The sequence below is a fragment of the Bdellovibrio sp. SKB1291214 genome (genome assembly GCF_002209355.2).
Taxonomy (GTDB): Bacteria; Bdellovibrionota; Bdellovibrionia; order Bdellovibrionales; family Bdellovibrionaceae; genus Bdellovibrio.
The window spans coordinates 3,173,597-3,192,626 of record NZ_CP106855.1; the positions used below are offsets into that span (position 1 = coordinate 3,173,597).

General features: G+C 46.3%; 17 protein-coding genes and 1 tRNA gene. 2 read left to right on the forward strand and 16 right to left on the reverse strand.

Annotated elements, in window-relative coordinates; all coding sequences use genetic code 11:
* Positions 1-132: 132 nt before the first annotated feature.
* The 10 genes from rpsO to B9G69_RS15705 form a co-directional block, all read right to left on the reverse strand.
* Entirely contained in the window at positions 133-402 is a 270-nt protein-coding gene (gene rpsO / locus B9G69_RS15660; RefSeq protein WP_088614323.1) for a 30S ribosomal protein S15, read from the reverse strand.
* A gap of 130 nt (positions 403-532) precedes the next feature.
* On the reverse strand, positions 533-1,519 hold the full coding sequence (gene truB / locus B9G69_RS15665) for a tRNA pseudouridine(55) synthase TruB (RefSeq protein ID WP_088614322.1): 987 nt from the start codon (positions 1,517-1,519) through the stop codon (positions 533-535).
* Positions 1,509-1,910, reverse strand: a complete 402-nt coding sequence (rbfA, locus tag B9G69_RS15670; RefSeq protein WP_088614321.1) for a 30S ribosome-binding factor RbfA — start codon at positions 1,908-1,910, stop codon at positions 1,509-1,511. The genes truB and rbfA overlap by 11 nt, the downstream gene beginning before the upstream one ends.
* Positions 1,910-4,816 (reverse strand): translation initiation factor IF-2, encoded by a 2,907-nt coding sequence (infB, locus tag B9G69_RS15675; protein ID WP_088614320.1) that lies wholly within the window; start codon positions 4,814-4,816, stop codon positions 1,910-1,912. The genes rbfA and infB overlap by 1 nt, the downstream gene beginning before the upstream one ends.
* Before the next feature lie 38 nt (positions 4,817-4,854).
* The gene (nusA, locus tag B9G69_RS15680; RefSeq protein WP_088614319.1) at positions 4,855-6,258 is read right to left on the reverse strand and encodes a transcription termination factor NusA; all 1,404 of its coding nucleotides are present in this window, start codon (positions 6,256-6,258) and stop codon (positions 4,855-4,857) included.
* Between the two features lie 15 nt (positions 6,259-6,273).
* Positions 6,274-6,798 carry a ribosome maturation factor RimP gene (gene rimP, locus B9G69_RS15685; RefSeq protein ID WP_088614318.1) on the reverse strand — a complete coding sequence of 175 codons (525 nt, stop codon included), beginning with the start codon at positions 6,796-6,798 and terminating at the stop codon, positions 6,274-6,276.
* 312 nt (positions 6,799-7,110) lie between these two features.
* The gene (locus B9G69_RS15690) at positions 7,111-7,548 is read right to left on the reverse strand and encodes a GNAT family N-acetyltransferase (RefSeq protein WP_088614317.1); all 438 of its coding nucleotides are present in this window, start codon (positions 7,546-7,548) and stop codon (positions 7,111-7,113) included.
* 6 nt (positions 7,549-7,554) lie between these two features.
* The gene (locus B9G69_RS15695) at positions 7,555-8,277 is read right to left on the reverse strand and encodes a hypothetical protein (RefSeq protein WP_254916737.1); all 723 of its coding nucleotides are present in this window, start codon (positions 8,275-8,277) and stop codon (positions 7,555-7,557) included.
* Between the two features lie 10 nt (positions 8,278-8,287).
* Positions 8,288-9,526, reverse strand: a complete 1,239-nt coding sequence (locus B9G69_RS15700; protein WP_265437827.1) for a hypothetical protein — start codon at positions 9,524-9,526, stop codon at positions 8,288-8,290.
* A gap of 276 nt (positions 9,527-9,802) precedes the next feature.
* Positions 9,803-9,884 (reverse strand) — tRNA-Leu (locus tag B9G69_RS15705).
* Positions 9,885-10,178: 294 nt separating this feature from the next.
* Between B9G69_RS15705 and B9G69_RS15710 the strand changes: the two genes are divergently transcribed.
* Positions 10,179-10,568, forward strand: a complete 390-nt coding sequence (locus tag B9G69_RS15710) for a hypothetical protein (protein ID WP_088614315.1) — start codon at positions 10,179-10,181, stop codon at positions 10,566-10,568.
* 53 nt (positions 10,569-10,621) lie between these two features.
* On the opposite strand, the gene B9G69_RS15715 is transcribed toward B9G69_RS15710, so the two are convergent.
* The 6 genes from B9G69_RS15715 to B9G69_RS15740 all read right to left on the reverse strand — a co-directional run bounded on the left by B9G69_RS15715 (position 10,622) and on the right by B9G69_RS15740 (position 17,163).
* Complete coding sequence (locus tag B9G69_RS15715; protein WP_088614314.1) at positions 10,622-11,236, reverse strand: hypothetical protein; 615 nt, start codon at positions 11,234-11,236, stop codon at positions 10,622-10,624.
* 9 nt (positions 11,237-11,245) lie between these two features.
* Positions 11,246-12,415, reverse strand: coding sequence for a hypothetical protein (locus B9G69_RS15720; RefSeq protein WP_265437828.1), 1,170 nt, complete (start codon positions 12,413-12,415; stop codon positions 11,246-11,248).
* Between the two features lie 113 nt (positions 12,416-12,528).
* Positions 12,529-13,704 carry a hypothetical protein gene (locus B9G69_RS15725; RefSeq protein WP_088614312.1) on the reverse strand — a complete coding sequence of 392 codons (1,176 nt, stop codon included), beginning with the start codon at positions 13,702-13,704 and terminating at the stop codon, positions 12,529-12,531.
* 55 nt (positions 13,705-13,759) lie between these two features.
* Positions 13,760-15,160 carry a hypothetical protein gene (locus B9G69_RS15730; protein WP_265437829.1) on the reverse strand — a complete coding sequence of 467 codons (1,401 nt, stop codon included), beginning with the start codon at positions 15,158-15,160 and terminating at the stop codon, positions 13,760-13,762.
* A gap of 41 nt (positions 15,161-15,201) precedes the next feature.
* The gene (locus B9G69_RS15735) at positions 15,202-15,870 is read right to left on the reverse strand and encodes a hypothetical protein (RefSeq protein WP_088614310.1); all 669 of its coding nucleotides are present in this window, start codon (positions 15,868-15,870) and stop codon (positions 15,202-15,204) included.
* Positions 15,871-15,882: 12 nt separating this feature from the next.
* Positions 15,883-17,163, reverse strand: coding sequence for a hypothetical protein (locus B9G69_RS15740; RefSeq protein WP_141096866.1), 1,281 nt, complete (start codon positions 17,161-17,163; stop codon positions 15,883-15,885).
* Between the two features lie 451 nt (positions 17,164-17,614).
* Here B9G69_RS15740 and B9G69_RS15745 point away from each other — a divergent pair, with 451 nt between their 5' ends.
* Positions 17,615-18,871 carry a glycoside hydrolase family 113 gene (locus tag B9G69_RS15745; RefSeq protein ID WP_088614308.1) on the forward strand — a complete coding sequence of 419 codons (1,257 nt, stop codon included), beginning with the start codon at positions 17,615-17,617 and terminating at the stop codon, positions 18,869-18,871.
* The last annotated feature ends 159 nt before the right edge of the window (positions 18,872-19,030 follow it).

Genomic DNA, 19,030 nt, shown 5'->3' on the forward strand with positions numbered 1-19,030 from the left:
TCGCCGGAGTAGAGCACTCAGCATTCTTGCTTGTTGCTCGTGAAGTCAGCAGGATTTCTCAGCTGGCTTCCTGTTTTTTAAAATTTTGAAGGGGCTATTACGCCCCTTCTAGATATCTTATTTAAGATGAGATTACTTACGGATATCAAGTTCTTTGATAAGAGTTTGATAACCTTTAACGTCTTTGCGGTGCAAGTAATCCAAAAGCTTACGACGTTGATTTACTAGAGTCACAAGACCACGACGACCGTGGAAATCTTTTTTGTGAGTCGTGAAGTGAACTGTAAGGTCGTTGATACGTGCTGTAAGCAAAGCAACTTGTACTTGTGCTGAACCAGTATCTAGGCCTGCAGTTTTGAACTTGTTAACGATCTGTGCTTTTTGTTCTTTAGTGACTGCCATTAGCGTCTCCTCTGTTGGCGTTTCCGCCGGTTTATATACTCCCCGCCTTAGTCGTCATGGCTGTCGATCCTAGGCAGGTTTGGTAAGGTTCTAACTGACCCCGCTACCAGGGTCAAGTGCTCAAAATAATTTAGTATTTGAAGACACGCTTGAGCACGAAGCCGCGGCCGGATTCAAGGCCCACGATCGCCAAAAGCTTGCCTTCCATGGAAAGGACTTGGACAAACTGGTCCGAGTCAGGGTTAAAAGCCGCTATAAGCTGACTGCGCAGGTCATGGCTGATTTGACCATTCCCCAGCAACACCTGATCTTGGCCCTTCACCCGGATGCGTTTTACCATGGGCAAAGCCGCATCCATCGTCACAAAGCAGCCGGTTAATGTGTTCTTTTTTACACACTCTTCGATGACCTCGAGGGTTTGCCCCTGCTCCAAGATGTATGGCGCCGAATAGGTTCTGCGAAGCCCGCTCATCGCAGCACCGCATCCCAAAGCCTGCCCCAAAAGGTCCACCCAGGTGCGGATATAGCTTCCCTTAGAACAGCGAAGATCGAACTCGGCCCAATCCTGCCCCATTCCTAGGAATTTGACATCCCAGAAGTTCATGATCTTTTTAGGGATCACGACGTCTTTTTCAGAACGTGCATATTCGTAAAGTTTTTTTCCCTGAACTTTGATGGCCGAGTAAATAGGAACTTCGACTTCCATTTCGCCTTGAAGCTTCATGGCTTCAGCCAGCAAAGTGGCTTCCACCAAGTTCACAGGTTTGGTTTCTAAAGTTTCCCCGGTTGTATCCAAAGTGTCGGTGCGAATTCCAAATTGAATACGCACGCGGTAACCCTTGTCACCTTCAAGAATGTATTGGGAAAGCTTGGTACCTTCATTAATCAAACAAGCCATCAAGCCCGAAGCCATCGGATCCAAAGTTCCCGAGTGACCAACAGATTTGGTGCCCATGATGCGACGAAGACGTGCCACCACGTCGTGGCTAGAAATGCCCGACGGTTTATCGACAAGCAAAAGACCATGGAAGTCGACGGGATCTCGTTTTACTGAGGGCCCGCGTCCACCCTCCGGCTTCGCCGGAGCAGTTTTAAAGTTTTCAGAATTATTCGTCATCAGATTCGGATTCGTTTTTTGGTTCTTTGGCTTTTCTTTCAGCCTCAAGATCAGAAATAATACGCTCCACCTTCAAAACCTGCTCTGTTGCGTGATCCGCATAGAACTTTAGCTTTGGGCAGTAGCGCATCTTTAATTCTTTACCGATATAGTTTTGGATTTCGAAGGCGCGCTCTTGCAATAATTCGACAGCTTCGTTTTGGGCCTCTTCAGAACCCAAAACGCTGATGTAAACTTTAGCTGCGCGCAAATCCGCAGGCATCTTAACAGAGGCCACCGTCACCAAACCTGGCAACGGCATTTTAAAGCCTTTAATTAGAAATTGAGCAATGGTCGCCTGAATTTGACGCTCAACTTGTGCGACCCTGCGTCCATCACCCACATTCTTCATTAAATACCCAACTCTCTTGCAACTTCTTTCTTAACGAAAGCTTCCATCATATCGCCGACTTTAACGTCGTTGTAGTTTTCGATGCCGATACCGCATTCGTAGCCAGAAGCCACTTCTTTGGCGTCGTCTTTGAAACGTTTAAGCGATGCGATCTTACCTTCGTAAATGATCTTATCTTCACGAAGAAGACGGATCGAGTTGTTACGTTGAACTTTACCATCAATAACGAAGCAACCAGCGATTGTTCCGACTTTTGGTACGTTGAACACGTTACGAACTTCCACACGGCCCATAACTTCTTCAACCATATCTGGCGTAAGAAGACCGGACATTGCAGCTTTCATTTGATCGATCAATTCGTAAACGATGGAGTAAGTTCTGATGTCTACGCCCAATTGTTTCGCTTTAGCTTGTGCGCCCAGGTCAGGACGTACGTTGAAGCCCAAAACGATACCTTTAGAAGTATTCGCCAAAGTCACGTCATTCTCATTGATACCACCGACAGCCGCGTGGATAACACGCACTTTCACTTCCGGAGTTACCAATTTCGCAAGCATGCCGTTGATGGCCTCAAGAGAACCATGAACGTCTGCTTTCAAGATGATCGCAAGCTCTTTCACATCGCCGGCTTTAACTTTAGAGAAGATCTCGTCCAAAGACATTTTTTGAGCAGGAACGTTAGCAGCTTTTGCGGCTTGTTCTTTTCTCAAAGTAGACATCTCTTCAGCAGTTCTTTCATCTTTTACGATGTCAAACTTATCGCCCGCTGCTGGAACGCCATCAAGACCCAAAACTTCCACTGGAAGGCCCGGACCCACTGACTCAACTCTTTGACCTTTATCATTCGTCAATGAACGAACGCGGCCCTTCATTGTTCCTGCAACCAAGTACTGACCCACAGAAACAGTTCCGTCTTTAACTAGAAGTGTTGCTACAGGACCTTTGCCTTTTTCCATCTTCGCTTCGATCACAAGACCTGTGCCCGAACGTTTTGGATTGGCTTTCAATTCACCGATTTCAGCCAACAATTTGATTTGCTCAAGAAGCTCTTTCAAGCCTGTTTTCTTAAGTGCTGAAACTTCCACGAAGATCGTGTTACCACCCCATTCTTCTGGGACGATTTCAAGTTCAGTTAATTGTTGTTTGATACGGTCCGGATTTGCACCCGGTTTATCCATCTTATTCACAGCAACGATAATAGGTACGCCTGCTGCTTTCGCATGGTTAATAGATTCTTGCGTTTGCGGCATCATACCGTCATCCGCAGCTACCACGATAACCGCGATATCTGTCGCGTTCGCACCACGAGTACGCATCGCCGTAAAGGCTTCGTGACCCGGAGTATCTAGGAACGTGATCAAAGAACCATCTTCAATTTGTACGGAGTAAGCACCGATGTGCTGAGTGATACCGCCGGCTTCGCCTTTAGCAACGTCAGCATTGCGGATAGCATCTAGCAATGATGTTTTACCATGGTCAACGTGACCCATGATTGTAACAACTGGTGGACGAGTGATCTTATCTGCATCCAAATCTCCGAATGCAGTTTCAGACGCCACGTCATCAGCTGTCTTGAACACGTTTTGTGCTTCCCAACCGAATTCAGGAACGATCAAAGCGATCGTATCGAAATCCAAGTCAGTATTCATGTTCGCCATCACACCATTTTTCATCATGACTTTAACTAGCTGAGGAGCTTTAAGGCCCATCGCCATTGCCAAGTCAGACAATTTCATTGTGTTATTCACTTTAACTACGCGCTTATGCGCAGCAGCTGTCGTGATCTGAGTTTTTTGACCTTGCTCTGTAACGGTCTTCTTCTTTTTAGGTTGGAAGACCATTTCGCGTTTACGGAAATCAACCGCATTGAAGCTCTTGATTTCTTCTTCTTTTTCTTTCTCACGAGCGCTTGGACCCGCATTGAAAGCCGCTGGAGCTGGAGATGCGCCAAAACGTTTACGCTTATCAAAATCCTTATTGTGATGATGATCAGCGCCCTCAGTTGGAATCTCTGGCGGAGCTTGTTGCGCTACGAAACCAGGACGGATGTTGCGCGTTGGCGCACCACCTGCTGGACGGTTGAAACCACCCGGGCGAGGTCCTGTGAAAGAAGCACTTGCGCCACCACCTGAACGAGGCTGGAATCCACCTTGTGGACGATCACCTTGTGGGCGTTGTGGAGCTTGTGTCTGAACGCGGGAAAGATCCATACGTCCAATGATATTTCTTTTCGGAGCAGAAGCTGGAGTTGAAGAACTTGCGACACCGCTTGTTCCCACGACGACTTCTTTCTTACGAGCTTGCACTGGCGCCGCTGGAGTGGCCTGAGCAGGTGCCGCCGGAGCTTCTGTTTTTACAGGAGCTGGAGCTTCCACTTTCGCTTCCACGACTGGAGCCGCTGGGGCTGCTGCCACTGGAGTTGGTTCTGGTTTTGCGACAAGCTTTTCTTCAACCACCGCTGGAGTTGGCTCTGCAGCCTCTTCCTTCGGAGCAGCCGCAGCTGCAGGTTTCTTAACTACAACACGAGTTGTTTTTGGAGCTTCCGCTTCTTCTTCAACGTCGGGTTTAGAAATAATTTTTGCTTTCGCTTCAACCGGAGCCGCTTCCTCTTTCGTCTTACGACGAATGACTTTAGCTGGAGCCGCTGCTGCTGCCTCAGCTTCAGCCGCTGCTGCCGCCGCTACTTTTTTAGCTGGCGCCTTGCGAGTTGCTGCTTTTTTGGGTTTCGCTTCATCAGCGGGCTTATCACCACCACCCAGCTTAATTTTAATCTGCTCAAGAACTTGCGGTTCCAATTCCGCCATATGGCTCTTAATAGGCAAATTCCATTCACGGATTTTGTCCATCAAAGCCAGCGGGGTCATCCCGATTTCTTTCGCAAATTCAAAAACTTTTGGATTACTCACTCAGTCTCCCTGTGTAGTAACTGTAACTTCTTTAAAATCTATTCTTCTTCAGCTTCTTGAGAGTTCAATTTCTGCAACTCTTGCTTCAACAATGCATCGGCTTGTGCTTTCGCAGATCCGCCACCCGCTTTGCTGTCTTTTCCACCTGCAGATGGAGCTGTTGGTACTGGAGTACCTTCTGCTTCATACTTTTTAAGCAAAGCGTTTGCTTCCTTAGAAAGTTTTTCTGCCTTTTCTGGATCATCGTAACCCGGAATCGTCATCAACTCTTGAACGCTCGCTTGAGCTACAGATTGGAATGAACCGAAGCCAGATTGGAAGATGTTTTGTGCCATAGTTTCGTTCATGCCAGGGATCAACATCAAATTGAAGATGGATTCCGCTGTACGAGAAGCCGCTGAAGATTCAGAAATGATATCCAATTTCCAAGTCGTCAATTTAGCTGCCAAGCGAACGTTTTGACCGCGTTTACCAATTGCCAAAGACAATTGAGAATCTGGAACTACGATTTCCATCTCACGGTTTGTGTCATCCAAGAATACGCGAGAAATTTCAGCCGGAGCCAAAGCATTTACCGCGAAACGAGTGATGTCTTCGTCCCAAGGAACGATATCGATTTTTTCACCACGAAGTTCTTGTACGATATTTTGTACACGAGAACCCTTCATACCTACGCACGCGCCCACTGGATCAACAGTTTGGTCGTTAGAACGAACTGCGATTTTCGCACGTTGTCCTGGTTCACGAGCCGCAGCCATGATCTCAACCACACCGTCATAGATTTCTGGAACTTCCATTTCGAAAAGTTTCATCAAATAACGTTCATCAGCGCGAGACATGATGATTTGTGGACCACGAGTTGTTTGACGAACTTCAGACAAGTAACCTTGAATACGGTCACCCGGTTTGTATTGTTCGCCAGGGATTTGCTCACGAGGTGGGATGTACGCTTCCGTACGACCCAAATCGACAACGATCGCGCCTTTTTCCACGCGACGAGCGATACCAGATGCAATTTCACCTTTACGTTCTTCGAATTCAGTAAAGATGATAGAGCGTTCAGCATCACGCACTTTTTGCATGATGATTTGTTTCGCAGTTTGAGCTGCGATACGGCCCAAATCAGAAGCTTCCAATTTGATACCAATTGAATCGTCCATTTGAACGTTTGGATCTAATTTAACTGCGTCGTCGTAAGGAATTTCAACTTCTTCGTCGACGAATTTTTCACGAGGAACAACCTCTTTGAACTCGAAAAGTTCAACTTCGCCAGTCTCTTCGTTGTATGCGGCTTCGATTTCACGGTAAGTACCGTATTTTTTACGGGCAGCTACAAGCATACCTTGAGTGATCGCTTCAATAACGATTTGCTTATCGATACCTTTGTCTTTACCAACTTGCTCGATCACTTTCGAAAGATCTGAAAACATATTTTCAGCCATGGCTTATCCTCTCTACTACTTTTTTTGACCTTTATTAATTTCAAACAAAACTTTAGCTTTTTCGATCATTCCGTACGGGATTTTAATCTCGACGTCATTGACCACGAAACGGACCGCTTGATCGTCGGCAGATTCAATAACCTCTTCGACAGTCTTTGTGGCTTTCCATTTCTTATCTGTTACACCCATGCTCTCCAGAGCTTTCGATGTTTTCAGATAAACTTTCTTACCTACGGCCTTTTGGAAGTGCCAAGGCTTAGCCAAGTGACGCTCCAAACCAGGGCTTGAAACTTCCAATGCGTAAGCGGCACCCGGAATGATTTCCTCGTCCTTTTCCAAAACTTCATTGAAAGCTTTAGAAACATTGGAACAATCTTCCAAACTAATTCCGCCCTCTTCATCTTTATCGATGAACAAGCGCAGAGTACGTCCCTTACCACCACCTACGAATTCAATATCGTAAAGCAGGCAGCCTTGAGATTGGGCAGCATCACTCGCGATTTTTTCTACTTGATCTAACCAAGAGGGTCTCTCAGACATCTCTTCACTTCCTTTTCAAACCTGCCACCAGCCCCGATACGGGTGGTTTCAGCTTGCTATGAAGTGACTCCTGCTAAAAGCGGTCGGGAAATATCCAACCTGCCTGCAGCGCGTACATGCTCAAACGCTTAAAGCGTATCTGGCATCGCACGTCCCGTTTGTCCGAGGAACTCAAAAAGAATTCGTGGCAAAAAAAAATGGGCCTTCAGGGCCCATCGAACGTCCTTAAACTAACAAAAAAATCGAATCTACGCAAGGACTTATCTGGCCTTAGGTCTTCTGTCATCTCCAAGGGGCCAAAGGTAAATCCTTTTAAGGACAGGAATATAAGAGCGCGGTGGCCCCATCCTTATAATAGCGCGGACGGCGCCCGGTCAGCTTAAACCCCAGCTTTTCATAGAGTTTTTGGGCCGAATGATTGCTTTCGTGGACCTCGAGCCACAGCTCGCGCCTCTGACCCTTTGCAGCAATAAGATGCTGAATCAGCTTCTCCATCAGGCCGCGTCTTTGAAATTTGGGGTGCGTCGCCACCAAAGAAATTTCCCACGCCCCGGGAACCTCTCGGTAAAGAATAAATCCGGCCAACTCCTCCCCTTCAAAAATGCCAACCGCCTCTGCCGTCGCCATCTCTGCCCCCAACATATCCGCTGGCCAATAAAATTGCGGCAGCAGGCCGATTTGATCATGAATTGCACTGATCAAATCTCGCATCGCAGCTTTATGAGGAGAATATAAAGATTCGATTTTCATGAAGACCTAAATAAAGTTTCGGACCTTGTATTTGCGCTTCAACAACTCGAACCACGCTCGCAGACGGTCTTCCAATTGTTGTTGGGCAAGAAAGGATTTGATATTTTCTTTGATCGACTTAAAGGAGGTACTCCCAAATTTCACACGGTTTTTTTCGTAGTATTCAAAAGCATCGAGATCGGAAACGATCCCCGCCATGGAGCCGGTTTTAAATTTGATAAAGCTTTTTGCCGCAAGTTTACGGTTCGTAAACTTTTTGACTTCAGCTTGGGTCGGCTGCAACTGGCTCCAATATGTTTTACCTGCGACTGCTTTATCTACTTTCGACACGGCCTCGCTCAGCTCCCCCTCTGCAACCACGCCCACGTTAAAGGACTCGGCCTCCATGGAAACAACTGTTTCCAGCAAAACCGCAGTGACGTGGGAACGAAACTCTTTCGAACCGGGAGCGGTTTCCACCAAGCCATTGCCTTTTTTATCTTTAGGAGGATACAAAATGTTATCAATGACCGTCGCAATTTGCACTTCACGACTGGTTAAAACGTAATCGCCCACTTGACCGACAGTTTCCGAAATCACCGTCGCCGCTGAAGCTTGTAAAGAAATGAAAATAGAAACGATCAACAAACGCATGGGTCTATTGTGACCCGAGGCCTGCTCGTTGTCCAAAAAAAAAAAGCGAAGCTCCATTTCTGAAGCTCCGCCAACCACTGAGAGATTTTGGGACAATTGGGAAATATTAGAAATTCATGCGACCAGAAACTGTCATTACGTAGTATTGCAATTTCTCGATCGGGTTCGTGTTAGACAACTCGTTGTAGTAACTGTTGTTGTAGTTATAGTTATTATTGTTGCTGCCATAGTTGATACGGCTAGACAAGTTCCACATATATCTGAAATCCAAGCCGATAGAGTATTTCGGAGAGAATTCCAAATCAGCACCAACCAACGCACCCAAATCAACCGCATGTGAGTTCGCATCATCACTGTTGCTGTTGTAGAAGTAGCTGTTTTTCAAGTCATACTTTCTGTATGAGTAAGCTGCGATACCACCGATAACTGGTTTAACAATACCATCAAAGAATTGGATTTTTGCAGCCAATGCACCTGTGTATTGATTAACGTCTACGTTACCGTTGTTGTAGTTGTTATTGTAAGCATAACCGTAATTATAGTTGTTGTAGTAACGATTTTGAACAGTGTAGTTCGAGTAAAGGAATGAACCCTCGATGATGAAACCATCAACTTTGTTACCGAACGCAACACCCAAAGCGTAGTTACCTTTAACGTTAGAAACGTCTGGATAGTCACCCATACCAAGCAAACCAGCTACGTATTTGTTACGAGCAGGTGGCTCAACTGGTTTGTTCTTTTCCAAAGAGGCAGCCATCTCTTGGCGAATCAATTCGCGAGTTGCAGAATCGTCTTGAACTTGTTTTTCAACGATAACAGGAGCCGGTGCAACCGGAGCTACAACTACAGGCGCTGGAGCAACGATAGGTTGTTGAACTGGAACTTGTTGTTGTTGATTCAAAGAATTAAATTTATCACCGAACAAAACATCAGCTCTACGTTTTTCGTCTTCCATACGAGATTGCTCAAGTTTTTCAACGATCTTTTGTTCAGTTTGAACTTCAGCATCTTGACGGCTCTTACGGATTGATTCCGCACGAGACTCTGCCAATGGAGAAGCTTCAATAACAGTTGTTGGCTGTTTTTGAACTTGCTGAGTTGCTGCAGAAGCCTGAGCGGCCTGCGCTGGTGAGTTAATAATATAGATAGGTTGTGGCTTCACTTGCTGTGCTTCACCTTGAGCTGCAGCAGGAAGAACTGTTGTGCGGTTACCAACAGCTTGAGTTGGAGCTTGCTTGGAATACATAGCATCCAATTCAGCATCAACATCGCTTTCAAGGGATTGAGCCAACGCGAATACCGGCGCCATGCTCAAAGCCGCAAGAATATAGATATACTTTTTCATATCGTCTCCTCAGTGTGGTTTTCTGAAACCTTTTTTAATCGAAACCCACTAGAGCAAGGCCAGTGCCAACGTGGCCGATTTTCGTCGCCTCCGTCTAAGTTATTGATATTTTGGGTTTTAGTGGATCAAAGTCATTACGCTTGATTCGCGTGACAGCATAAAGAAGTGACAACTCTTAGAACGCTTCGTGAAATGCTTTCAAAGTGGGGTCAATTTGGCCTGATTGAAATTAAAGGCCCCAGAAACTAAAAAACCGACTGTTAAGTCGGTTTGATTTGGTGCGGGTGGAGGGACTTGAACCCCCATGCTTTCGCGGAAGATTTTGAATCTTCTGTGTCTACCATTTCACCACACCCGCAGTGAGGTGATCTTTTTAATATTAGATGACGGTCATCCTCAACATCTTTTTTCAAAAACCCGGTTTTTTTTGGATTTTTGCCAGTTTTTTGGGCTTTTTAACGAAGCCGGCGCCTTAGATCATGTCTAATTTGATAGTTATTCAAACTCAAAACCTCTTGGAATTGCCAAAACACTGACTCTTTTTTGGAGTCGCTTAGGATCATTTTAAGGCGTTTGGAAACAAGACTTGGACCTTTGTTTGCTTTTCGTTTCTCAATTGGCGTGGCTTAATTGAGATATGCGACTACGAACCATGACAAAACTAGTTCTATCGGCAGTATTAGGCCTGGCCCTACTGGCTCCATTGAGCTGTGGGAAAGCCTATAACTCCTCCAGCTACGATGCTGATATTTACGGTGACGGTGGCGGCGGGACCCCTGCCTTTCAGGCGGCCCAAGCCATCCTTCGGGACAAATGTGCGACATGCCATACTCAAGCATCCCATGCTTCTTGGGGGAATATCTCTGAAGCCCAATTTATTTCCTTAGGCCTTGTAACCGCAGGAAGCCTGACGGGTTCTCAGCTTTACACTAAAATCACAGGCAATAGCACCGGCATTCCCGGGAACATGCCAGTGGGCGGAGCCAACTTGTCTGCCACGGAACTGCAGACTTTAGAAACTTGGATTTTAAATATTCAATAAAAAAAGGCCTGGGGAACCAGGCCTTTTTTGTTTCGTCGTAAGTGAACGCGAAACTACATGCGATAGGCAAGACCGATCCGCCAGTACATCGTTTCGTCTTTGTATACCATCCCGAAACTTTGAATGTATTCAAACGAATTCCCGATGCGTGCACGAAGATCGGCGAATCCGCCCGTGATTAATTTAGATCCCGATGTCGCCGTCTGCCCGTTTGCATCTGTCGGCCACTCCGAATTTTTGTAGTATGTTGATAGATCAAAACCAAAATCTACCTTGGCACCCAAACGCCAGAACACTCTTGGCGTCACACGAAGGGCCATCCACGGCACGCGAGCTTGGAAGTATTTAAGCCCCGTATTGGCATCGCCGCCCACGGCGGTGCCCGAAGCCAAACCTCCACCAACTCCCCATCCCCATTTAGGATAATAAAAGTTTTTTTCAAGCCCCACGCCGAAGCCCCAATAGGAAGCTTTAGATTCTTGGGAGCCACCGGAAGTATTGTTGACGGCCAATTTCTCGACCCAAGTGTTCGCCTCACCCGTCAATAACCAACGTTCCAGCGGAGCCGTTCTGGACGGTTTGGATGCTGCTGTCGTATTTGCCTTTTTTTGAGCAAAGCCTGAAAGGGACAATAAAACGATCGAAGAAATGATGAACAGTTGTTTCATGTCCGCCTCCTACAATGACAAGTGCAGTTGAGATTGCAACATCCAAGAATCTGGATTCACAGTCGTGTCGTTAATATTACGTCCATTGACGAAACCCGCACGGAATTCCACGCGTGGCATGGGGAACATCAACAATCCGAAAGACCATCGGAACATGTCCGTAGAATCTGATGACAACGTGGCATTGTAATATTCAATCTGACTTAGAATATTATAACCTCGAGTGATACCGATCAAATTTTGCAGCATCAAGTAGCCCCCGACTTTATCACTTGGCGCTGACAACGGGCTGTCTTTTACAAAACCAATTTCAGTCAGCAAACTGTCGCCCTTATCAAACCCCAATTTTTGGTGGAATTCTAAACGCGTTTTTTCGACGTATTCATTTTTTGACTGCATTACTGCAAAGCCCAGACGATTTTTATCCGCAACGTCGAACTCCATCATCACGGACAAACCTTTTTGGCGAATATCCGCGTCCTCTTGAAGCAAATTCCCTACGAACAAATTGCCGGTGATTTCCCAGCCATCCGCATAGTACTGCGTGATCACACCCGTAGATTGGTCATTTTGCGCCACATCTGTGACCGAGCGGCTGTAGGATGTATGGTCGGCAGTGCGAATACCGAAGACCTTATCCATCAAGCCCACATAGGTGTAGAATTTCTTATTCACCTGCCAGCGGAAATAATGTTCGCGGGAAATAAAGTTTTTATTGTCAGGATCATTGATATTAGCACGCGAGGCTGGTGTTGGCTGGTAACCGCCCGACAACATCAGAAGGTACTTAGCGCTTCGATCGAACTGAATTGCGACGTTGGCATCCGCTTGCATCGTCACATATTTGTTAACCGCTGCTGGATTCGCCGGATTGTTTTGAAAGTAAAGACCGCGGTATTTAATACCAGGGCGCACCCACCAAGGAAGTTGAGTTGAACCCAAGAATCCAGATTTTGCGGCGATCTCGTCCTCTTGAAGCTTGTCATTGAAAATCGCGCGAGAAGCGATTTCTGTCGTAAACAAGGCGCGACCATAATCAGTCAAAGCGCCGTTACCTTGGCCGTTGTAGTGACAAGTTATGCATGTGTTGTATCCGTAAGAAATAAAGTCGGGATACGCTTGGCTGGCTTCAGGAACTAATATTCCTGCAAGAAGCAATATCGGAAGAAGTAAAATCACGCTGCAACCTCATTTGATGGACTAGACTCTCAATTAGTTTTTAAGTCTATGGGTCCAGCGAATGAGGCGCAAATCAAAAGCTTACAAATGAACTGAGTTTTTTGCGGCGCTCCTTACTGAGGAGCACCGTTAGCGACCCATACATCCACCAACGTACGCTGTGCTTCAGACAGAATACCACTTGTTGGCATCGGGTTATTGGCATTGTTCATACGCGCTTGGATATTTGCGGCTGCTGTTTTTGCATTCGCATATTTTGTCAAATCCAAGCCGCCACGAGCATTACTTGAGCTATGACAACTTACACAGCTATTTGCAAACACGCCACCGACTGCAATCAACTGTGAATATGTCACATTCGTTGGAGTCGCCGTGGCAGTCGCCGTCGCTGTTGGAGTCGCTGATGGAGACGTCGCCGTCGTTGAAATCAAGTTCTCATACTTGATTGCGATCACATCGTTTGCATTTGGAGTCATTACCACGATTGAATTCGCCGTGTTCGCAGACAAATTTGTCGCTGTCGTCGTGGAGATGATTGCGTTCACGTTTTGGTAAGTCGTCAATTCTTCAGCTTTCGTATCGTTGATATAAACGCTGACGTTTTGTACTTGATAGCTTCCTGACGAAGTATTTTTTAAACGCAAAGTCGGATTTCTAAATTCGTAACCATATGTCGTACCGTTCAAGATGTAACGACGGATATCAATAGTGGCCGTCAACGGAGCTGTCGGAGTCGCCGCAGCCAAATCAAATGTCATAGTTTGGAAAGCTGTTGTCGTCGCTAAATTTGCCGGTACTTTCACTGAAGCCGATTTAACCGCTTTAGTTGGAGCGGTTGCTCCTGAATCAACCAAACATGCCGCATATTTATCTTGAGCTGCACCCCAGTAAGAGTTGATCTCGGTGATGCGAGCTTGATTTGCAGGACCGGTGTTTGGTGGCTTATGTGAAGCGTTCACAGCTTGAGAAGAAATCTTAGATGCACCTACAGAAGCAAATGCTGTATAAGAACTTATCAAATCTGTACTACCGAAAACTCCTAAACCCACACCACCTGCGACGTGACATCCACCACAAGTTTGCGTAAGAAACGGATGGAATGTGGAAGCGTAGACCTTTACGATCGCCTCTTCGCAACTTTCGCCCGCGGCAGTGGAAAATTCAACACTTCCACCCGAGACACTCATGTTAGCCATTGTGAAACCTTCACCACAGTTGTTAAAGGCAACAACTGTAATGACCGCGCCAACGGCCCATAGAACTTTTTGAACAATCTTTGAGCTTCCCACTCATTCCCCCAAACACAAACACATACAAATACGTTAGAACCCCGAATCGCCGAGCCTAAGCGACCTTGATCACTTGAGCCAATTGTGACGTATCTAAGATACGACCGCCAACTTTATCGAACAGGTCCATACGTTTATTCGCCTGACACCAGTTTGCAAATACTGCTGCGGCAACAAGCTCTGGATTTGAGCCTGTCACAAACTTGGGGTCGGAAGCCTGATTATCATTGAACTGACCCACTTGGTAGTCGCTGACTGCTGGACGGCCTTTCGGATCGAAATAAAATAAATAGGCAACACCATGACCACGGTCACCTGCCCAACCTGCGTCCCGTGCTTCAGAGGCATCACTGTACACAGAGCCGTCGGAAACAACCATGATCATCAGAGGCTTACCAAGTACAGCCGCGCTTTGTAGCATACGACCTACTTCAGTTCCCGCATCAAGATCTCTTCGGTCCCCTGAAGTACGTGTGCCATCGTGGTAATCATAACCACCCAATTCGATGTTTGCAGCACCCGCTTGACCAAGAAGCGTATTGTATAGCATCGAACCAAACAGCAATTCACGATTGGTATTTGCAGTATTCGCGTTGATTCCCCAAACATTTGCAAATGTCGTGTTCGAACGAGGATCAACAACCGATGCACCTGCCGCAAGAACGTCAACATTCTTGATGCCTGCGCAGTCCAAAACGGTTTTTACTGTTGAACCACCGTCAAGGGAGGCAATCTTACGAGTCTGTGACTCCGTCAGATTACTCATTAATTTCACAAGCGAGTTTTTCTGAGAGGCATTCAAAGCGGTTCCTATCGACGCACTGTAACCGATAGACGTCAGAAGAGAACTGTAATTTTTAACTACGAGAGGTGCCGGAGGCGGAGCAAAACCAGCAGCCTGATTCATGCCTGTGCGCGTATTACGGTTTCCCATGTTAGGGATATTCGCACCAACAAGCCCCGCTTTTGTAACGGCACCAGAAACGTCAAATTTATTCTGGTTAGTATCATTCTGAGAGTCCACGCAAAATCCAATAAATGCAGTCTTGGCCATCGTTGTGGCGTTGGCGCCTGCCTTAATTCCTGCAAGGAATTTACTAATACCATTGCCAGCCCACGGTGAATTACCAAAGGCACGTTCTATTGGAACTTGATTATTCCCAAGTCCCAATTTGGAATAAGTTGCTATAGGCTGACGAGCAGCATTCTGAGGGACGTAATTAGCAGCCATGGCAGCGCCACCGCTCAAACTAACGGTCACCATTGGAATCAACGACGCAGGCACCGGACAGTCTGCTGCTTGAGCGTTATTCCCAAGCATCAAAGAGACCCAGTTGGGTACGAATACGTTTGCTGCGAAAGGAATGATACCCGCAGAAAGGAAATCGCGGCGAGTGACTGGCTTTTTATGTCCTGTTGCTGCCCAAAATGGGATCTCTTTTTTATCTTTTGCCATATTCTCCCCCAGAGAACAAAAAAATCAAAATAAATAACAAACTAGTATGAAAGCGCATCGAAGCTGGAAAGCATCGCTGAACATGTCGCTAGCATTAAATTGCTAGTCGACGCAGCTTGCGTGCGAGCATTCGCCGCTAAAGCTGTGATAAATTCAGATTTGAACGTATTCAAGAGAGCCAATTCCTCCGCCGTTTCATTGCGTCCCCAATATGAACGGGCCATACCACGTACACTCGAATTGAACTGAGCGTCTGTCACTGATGAAACGCCAGTCGCAAAATTCACACTACCAAAAAAGGCGCGTGAAGCTGCCGCCTGTGCTTTTTCAGTTGTAAGAACGGAGTTACAAACTTCGCCCGCCAGACTTGTAGCACCCAACATTAACGGTGGGTTTGCCATACTCAAGTCATTACCCGCTGCCAAAGCGCCATAACGGTTGTCATATTCCGCTGCAAGCGCAGGACTTACCGTCGTTACGTTTGAAACTCTCAGCATAGAAGCAAACGTTTGTTCTGCGGATAACAAAGCATATGGTATACCCAATGCTTCAGAGTCAGTCACTTCAGCCGGAGTGGAGCTTGAACTTGTAGAAGACAGGTCTGAAGAACCCTCCAAATCACCGTAACGACCACAGTTATTAAAACTGACTGTAATCAAAAACATTGAAGGCAGAACATAAAATAAAAATTTAACTGTTTTCTTATTCATGAGCCCCTCCAATTAATCCAAGCAACCAGGTTTAGCAGCGATCTTTTCAAAGAGCGATTTGATTTTGTAGCTGCTGTTCTCGAACTCCACGCCCCAAGTTTTTAGCAAGTCCGCGTTCGTAGTCGCGTCGAAAGATTTTCTGCACACAGTCTCATAAACTTGTTTCGCCATACACTGACTAAAGCGGCGAGAGTTAGACACGACGGTTGCGAAACCCTTTGCTCCATTACCGCTTAAGGCATTGCCGCGCCATTCAAAGAAATTTGCATTTTTTTCGCGAATCGCATTATTCACAAATGAGTCATCTGTCGTAACATATCCAGATGGAAATACCGTGTTGTTACGATTCATTTTTATAACCACACCCGTTGTGGTGTTCACGGCGATTTGATAATCACCAGAACTACCTGCACGAGTGTTCACATCCGAATGCTTAATTCCAAGTGGAGTATCAGCTACGTCCCACTTCGCGAAAGCACCACGGAAACCGTCCATCACCGTGTGGCAACCCTTACAGGAAGTAAGGAACTTATTATGATCACCACCTGGGAAACGGTCGATATCGCGACCAATACGCATATCTGCGCCACCCGTGTCTGCCCATTCATTCAAAGGCACGCACATAAACTCACGGAAAGTATACTCAACCAAACGACGGTTTGTACCCATTAACGCATGGGCACTCATGAAAGCACGAAGAGTAATCACTCCTGCTGGGTCAGGATTCGCTACCGAAGTGGTGGCACTTGTAGCAATTCGTTGTCCATCGACTCGCACCAGGTTTTTTGCCAAATTCACACGATTAGTTTCTAAATCGATATAGTGATTATTTGATATCAGCAAGTCAGGTACGAGATCACCACGAATACCCGTAAGATTCGTATTACCCCTGTAATAGAAGTTACCTTGCAACAATTGACGAGCATCGAGACCGTCACGCGTTACCCCAATATAGGCTGCAACCATGTCATTAAGCTCAGTCTTAATTGTTTCATCACGTGTCGAAAGCTTCAACGCCCACAACTTCACCGTGATATTCAGGAAGTTGTCATCAGCTGTCGCGATTTTTGCGGCACCTTCAACATCCCCTTTATTTAACAACGTCACCATCTGCGCAACTACCGGACTGTCAGCAGGAAGTTTTGTTCCTGTTAAACGTTCATAAATTTTTCTGGCTTTCAGTTCCATTGCGGAAGGATCTGCGGCTGTAAGAACGGGTTTAACTTGCGCGTTCGCAGAGTTAGTCCCTATTCCCATTCCTAGTATAATAAGTGGTAAAAGTAAGAATCGCATTTCGCCCCCCCAGGCCTTATCGACAATTTTCACGCACAAATGACAGTTAAACGATAAAAAACTCTTGCAATCTCAACTTGATACTGGAGAACTTTTTTTCATGGGGGGTGTTTTGACTAAGAGATCTCCATTTCAGTTGTTCGACTTCATATATTCAAGCTGAATTCACTGGAATTTCGTCGGTTTTCACTGATAAAAATTAGCCACTTTTCAGCGACTTTTTTAGGATCTAAAGTAATCTTGAACTATGAAATTCAACGATCATCAACGATGTCCTTCGGCGAATTTCGGGAACTGTGAAATTCATTCTGTTGTTTGTGCAAAAAGAATCGTTTTCATTCGGAAAAAAGACAGACTGAGAGCCAGTTTTTACACCCCAAAAACCTGTGGAGTCACACTCCTCTGTTGGCAGTCTGCTTGAATTGTTATTGAAAACACTAAGAATGAAATCATGAAAACACTCCTGCTGCTTGCGATTTTTCTGATGATGGGAATCCCTTGCCGTGCAGCTCTTTCACGGGAATCAGCGGTTAATATTATTACCTACTGGCCTACCGGATTTCGGGTGGATAACAGCGAACAAGGGCTACGAGTGCAGCGTCTTTTACGCAAGATCAAAGATTTAGGGGTGACCACTGTCATATTCAATTTTCGCAGTAGAATGATCGGTGGAATTACTAATGAAGTGACTTCCGTGGTCCCCGCCGATCAGCAGCGTGAGGAGGAATACCACCTGGAAGCCACAATTCACTATGCGCATTCGCTGGGTTTGCAGGTAGCTTTTCGGCCCATATTATTAGTGGTAGGTCCCCATGGAGAATTTCCTTACGAAGATGCCAACGGTGTTTTATGGTGGCATGGAGTGATCAATCCTTCAGACCCCGAAGAATGGTTTCGCAGTTTTTTTGATTACCATTCCCGCTATATGAAAATCGCCGCGCGTACAGGAGCTGTGTGGTATTCAATTGGGGCTGAAATGCATTCGTTGACCTCGGGCTTAGGCAGCCGCAACCGCCCACGACGTTTTGGTCGCCCCGATTTATGGATTCAGTTCGTGACAAGAGCCCGAGACCTGATGGGACCTCAAGTGAAAATCACTTATGGTGCAAACTACACGGATCAATATGTTTTAGAAAACGGGGTTCGCACCTGGGGTGGCGAGTTCGAGCAATGGCGTCACGATATGACCTTCAAAGCTCGCTCAGAAAAAGAAATCCGCCATCAGCAAGACCTGCGACAGTTGTGGCGATCCCTCGATTTCGTGGGACTTGATTATTATCGAGCTTTGGGCACATCAGATGCAACTTATCCAGATTCTTACGATGAACTCATAAAAGTACTGAATCCCTTTTCCTTCCAATACGCTAGCAATTTGCAAAATGCCTTGGCACAAATCAACAAGGCCGCGGCGACTGAAAAACCGCTAGCGATTCAGGAAGTCGGCTATCGCAGCGTCGAAAAATGTTTCGTATCACCCTATTTATACGAAGACGGTCAGACACCCATCAACTATCAGCACCAAGCTGCCGCTTGGGATGCATTGCTAATGTCACTCTGGAATGACAAAACGCCTTGGATGAACAGCATCGGCATCTGGCAGGTCTTGCTGGATGATGACAGCGACACCACAATCAACGGCGGCTTCTCCCCCCTGGGCAAAGCCCCCACCGAAAAAGTACTAAAAAGGTACTTTATCCCGCCCGAATAAATACCGTACGCACCAAGAAATACCTTAAAAAGGTACTTCCTTCCCTCCGAATAAATACCTTACGCACCAAGAAATTAGACAGTTGCAGCTTCCGAAGGCGCAGCTGTGTGGTGGCTTGAAAAGCAGCGACCTCCGTGGGCGCCACGATGGCGCGAACTC

Coding starts and splice junctions, on each gene's coding strand:
- B9G69_RS15690 (WP_088614317.1), bottom strand. CDS start 7,548: ATGAAAATCGAATCTTTATATTCTCCTCATAAAGCTGCGATGCGAGAT.
- truB (WP_088614322.1), bottom strand. CDS start 1,519: ATGACGAATAATTCTGAAAACTTTAAAACTGCTCCGGCGAAGCCGGAG.
- nusA (WP_088614319.1), bottom strand. CDS start 6,258: ATGGCTGAAAATATGTTTTCAGATCTTTCGAAAGTGATCGAGCAAGTT.
- B9G69_RS15730 (WP_265437829.1), bottom strand. CDS start 15,160: ATGGCAAAAGATAAAAAAGAGATCCCATTTTGGGCAGCAACAGGACAT.
- B9G69_RS15715 (WP_088614314.1), bottom strand. CDS start 11,236: ATGAAACAACTGTTCATCATTTCTTCGATCGTTTTATTGTCCCTTTCA.
- B9G69_RS15735 (WP_088614310.1), bottom strand. CDS start 15,870: ATGAATAAGAAAACAGTTAAATTTTTATTTTATGTTCTGCCTTCAATG.
- rbfA (WP_088614321.1), bottom strand. CDS start 1,910: ATGAAGAATGTGGGTGATGGACGCAGGGTCGCACAAGTTGAGCGTCAA.
- rimP (WP_088614318.1), bottom strand. CDS start 6,798: ATGTCTGAGAGACCCTCTTGGTTAGATCAAGTAGAAAAAATCGCGAGT.
- B9G69_RS15745 (WP_088614308.1), top strand. CDS start 17,615: ATGAAAACACTCCTGCTGCTTGCGATTTTTCTGATGATGGGAATCCCT.
- rpsO (WP_088614323.1), bottom strand. CDS start 402: ATGGCAGTCACTAAAGAACAAAAAGCACAGATCGTTAACAAGTTCAAA.
- B9G69_RS15740 (WP_141096866.1), bottom strand. CDS start 17,163: ATGCGATTCTTACTTTTACCACTTATTATACTAGGAATGGGAATAGGG.
- B9G69_RS15710 (WP_088614315.1), top strand. CDS start 10,179: ATGACAAAACTAGTTCTATCGGCAGTATTAGGCCTGGCCCTACTGGCT.
- B9G69_RS15700 (WP_265437827.1), bottom strand. CDS start 9,526: ATGAAAAAGTATATCTATATTCTTGCGGCTTTGAGCATGGCGCCGGTA.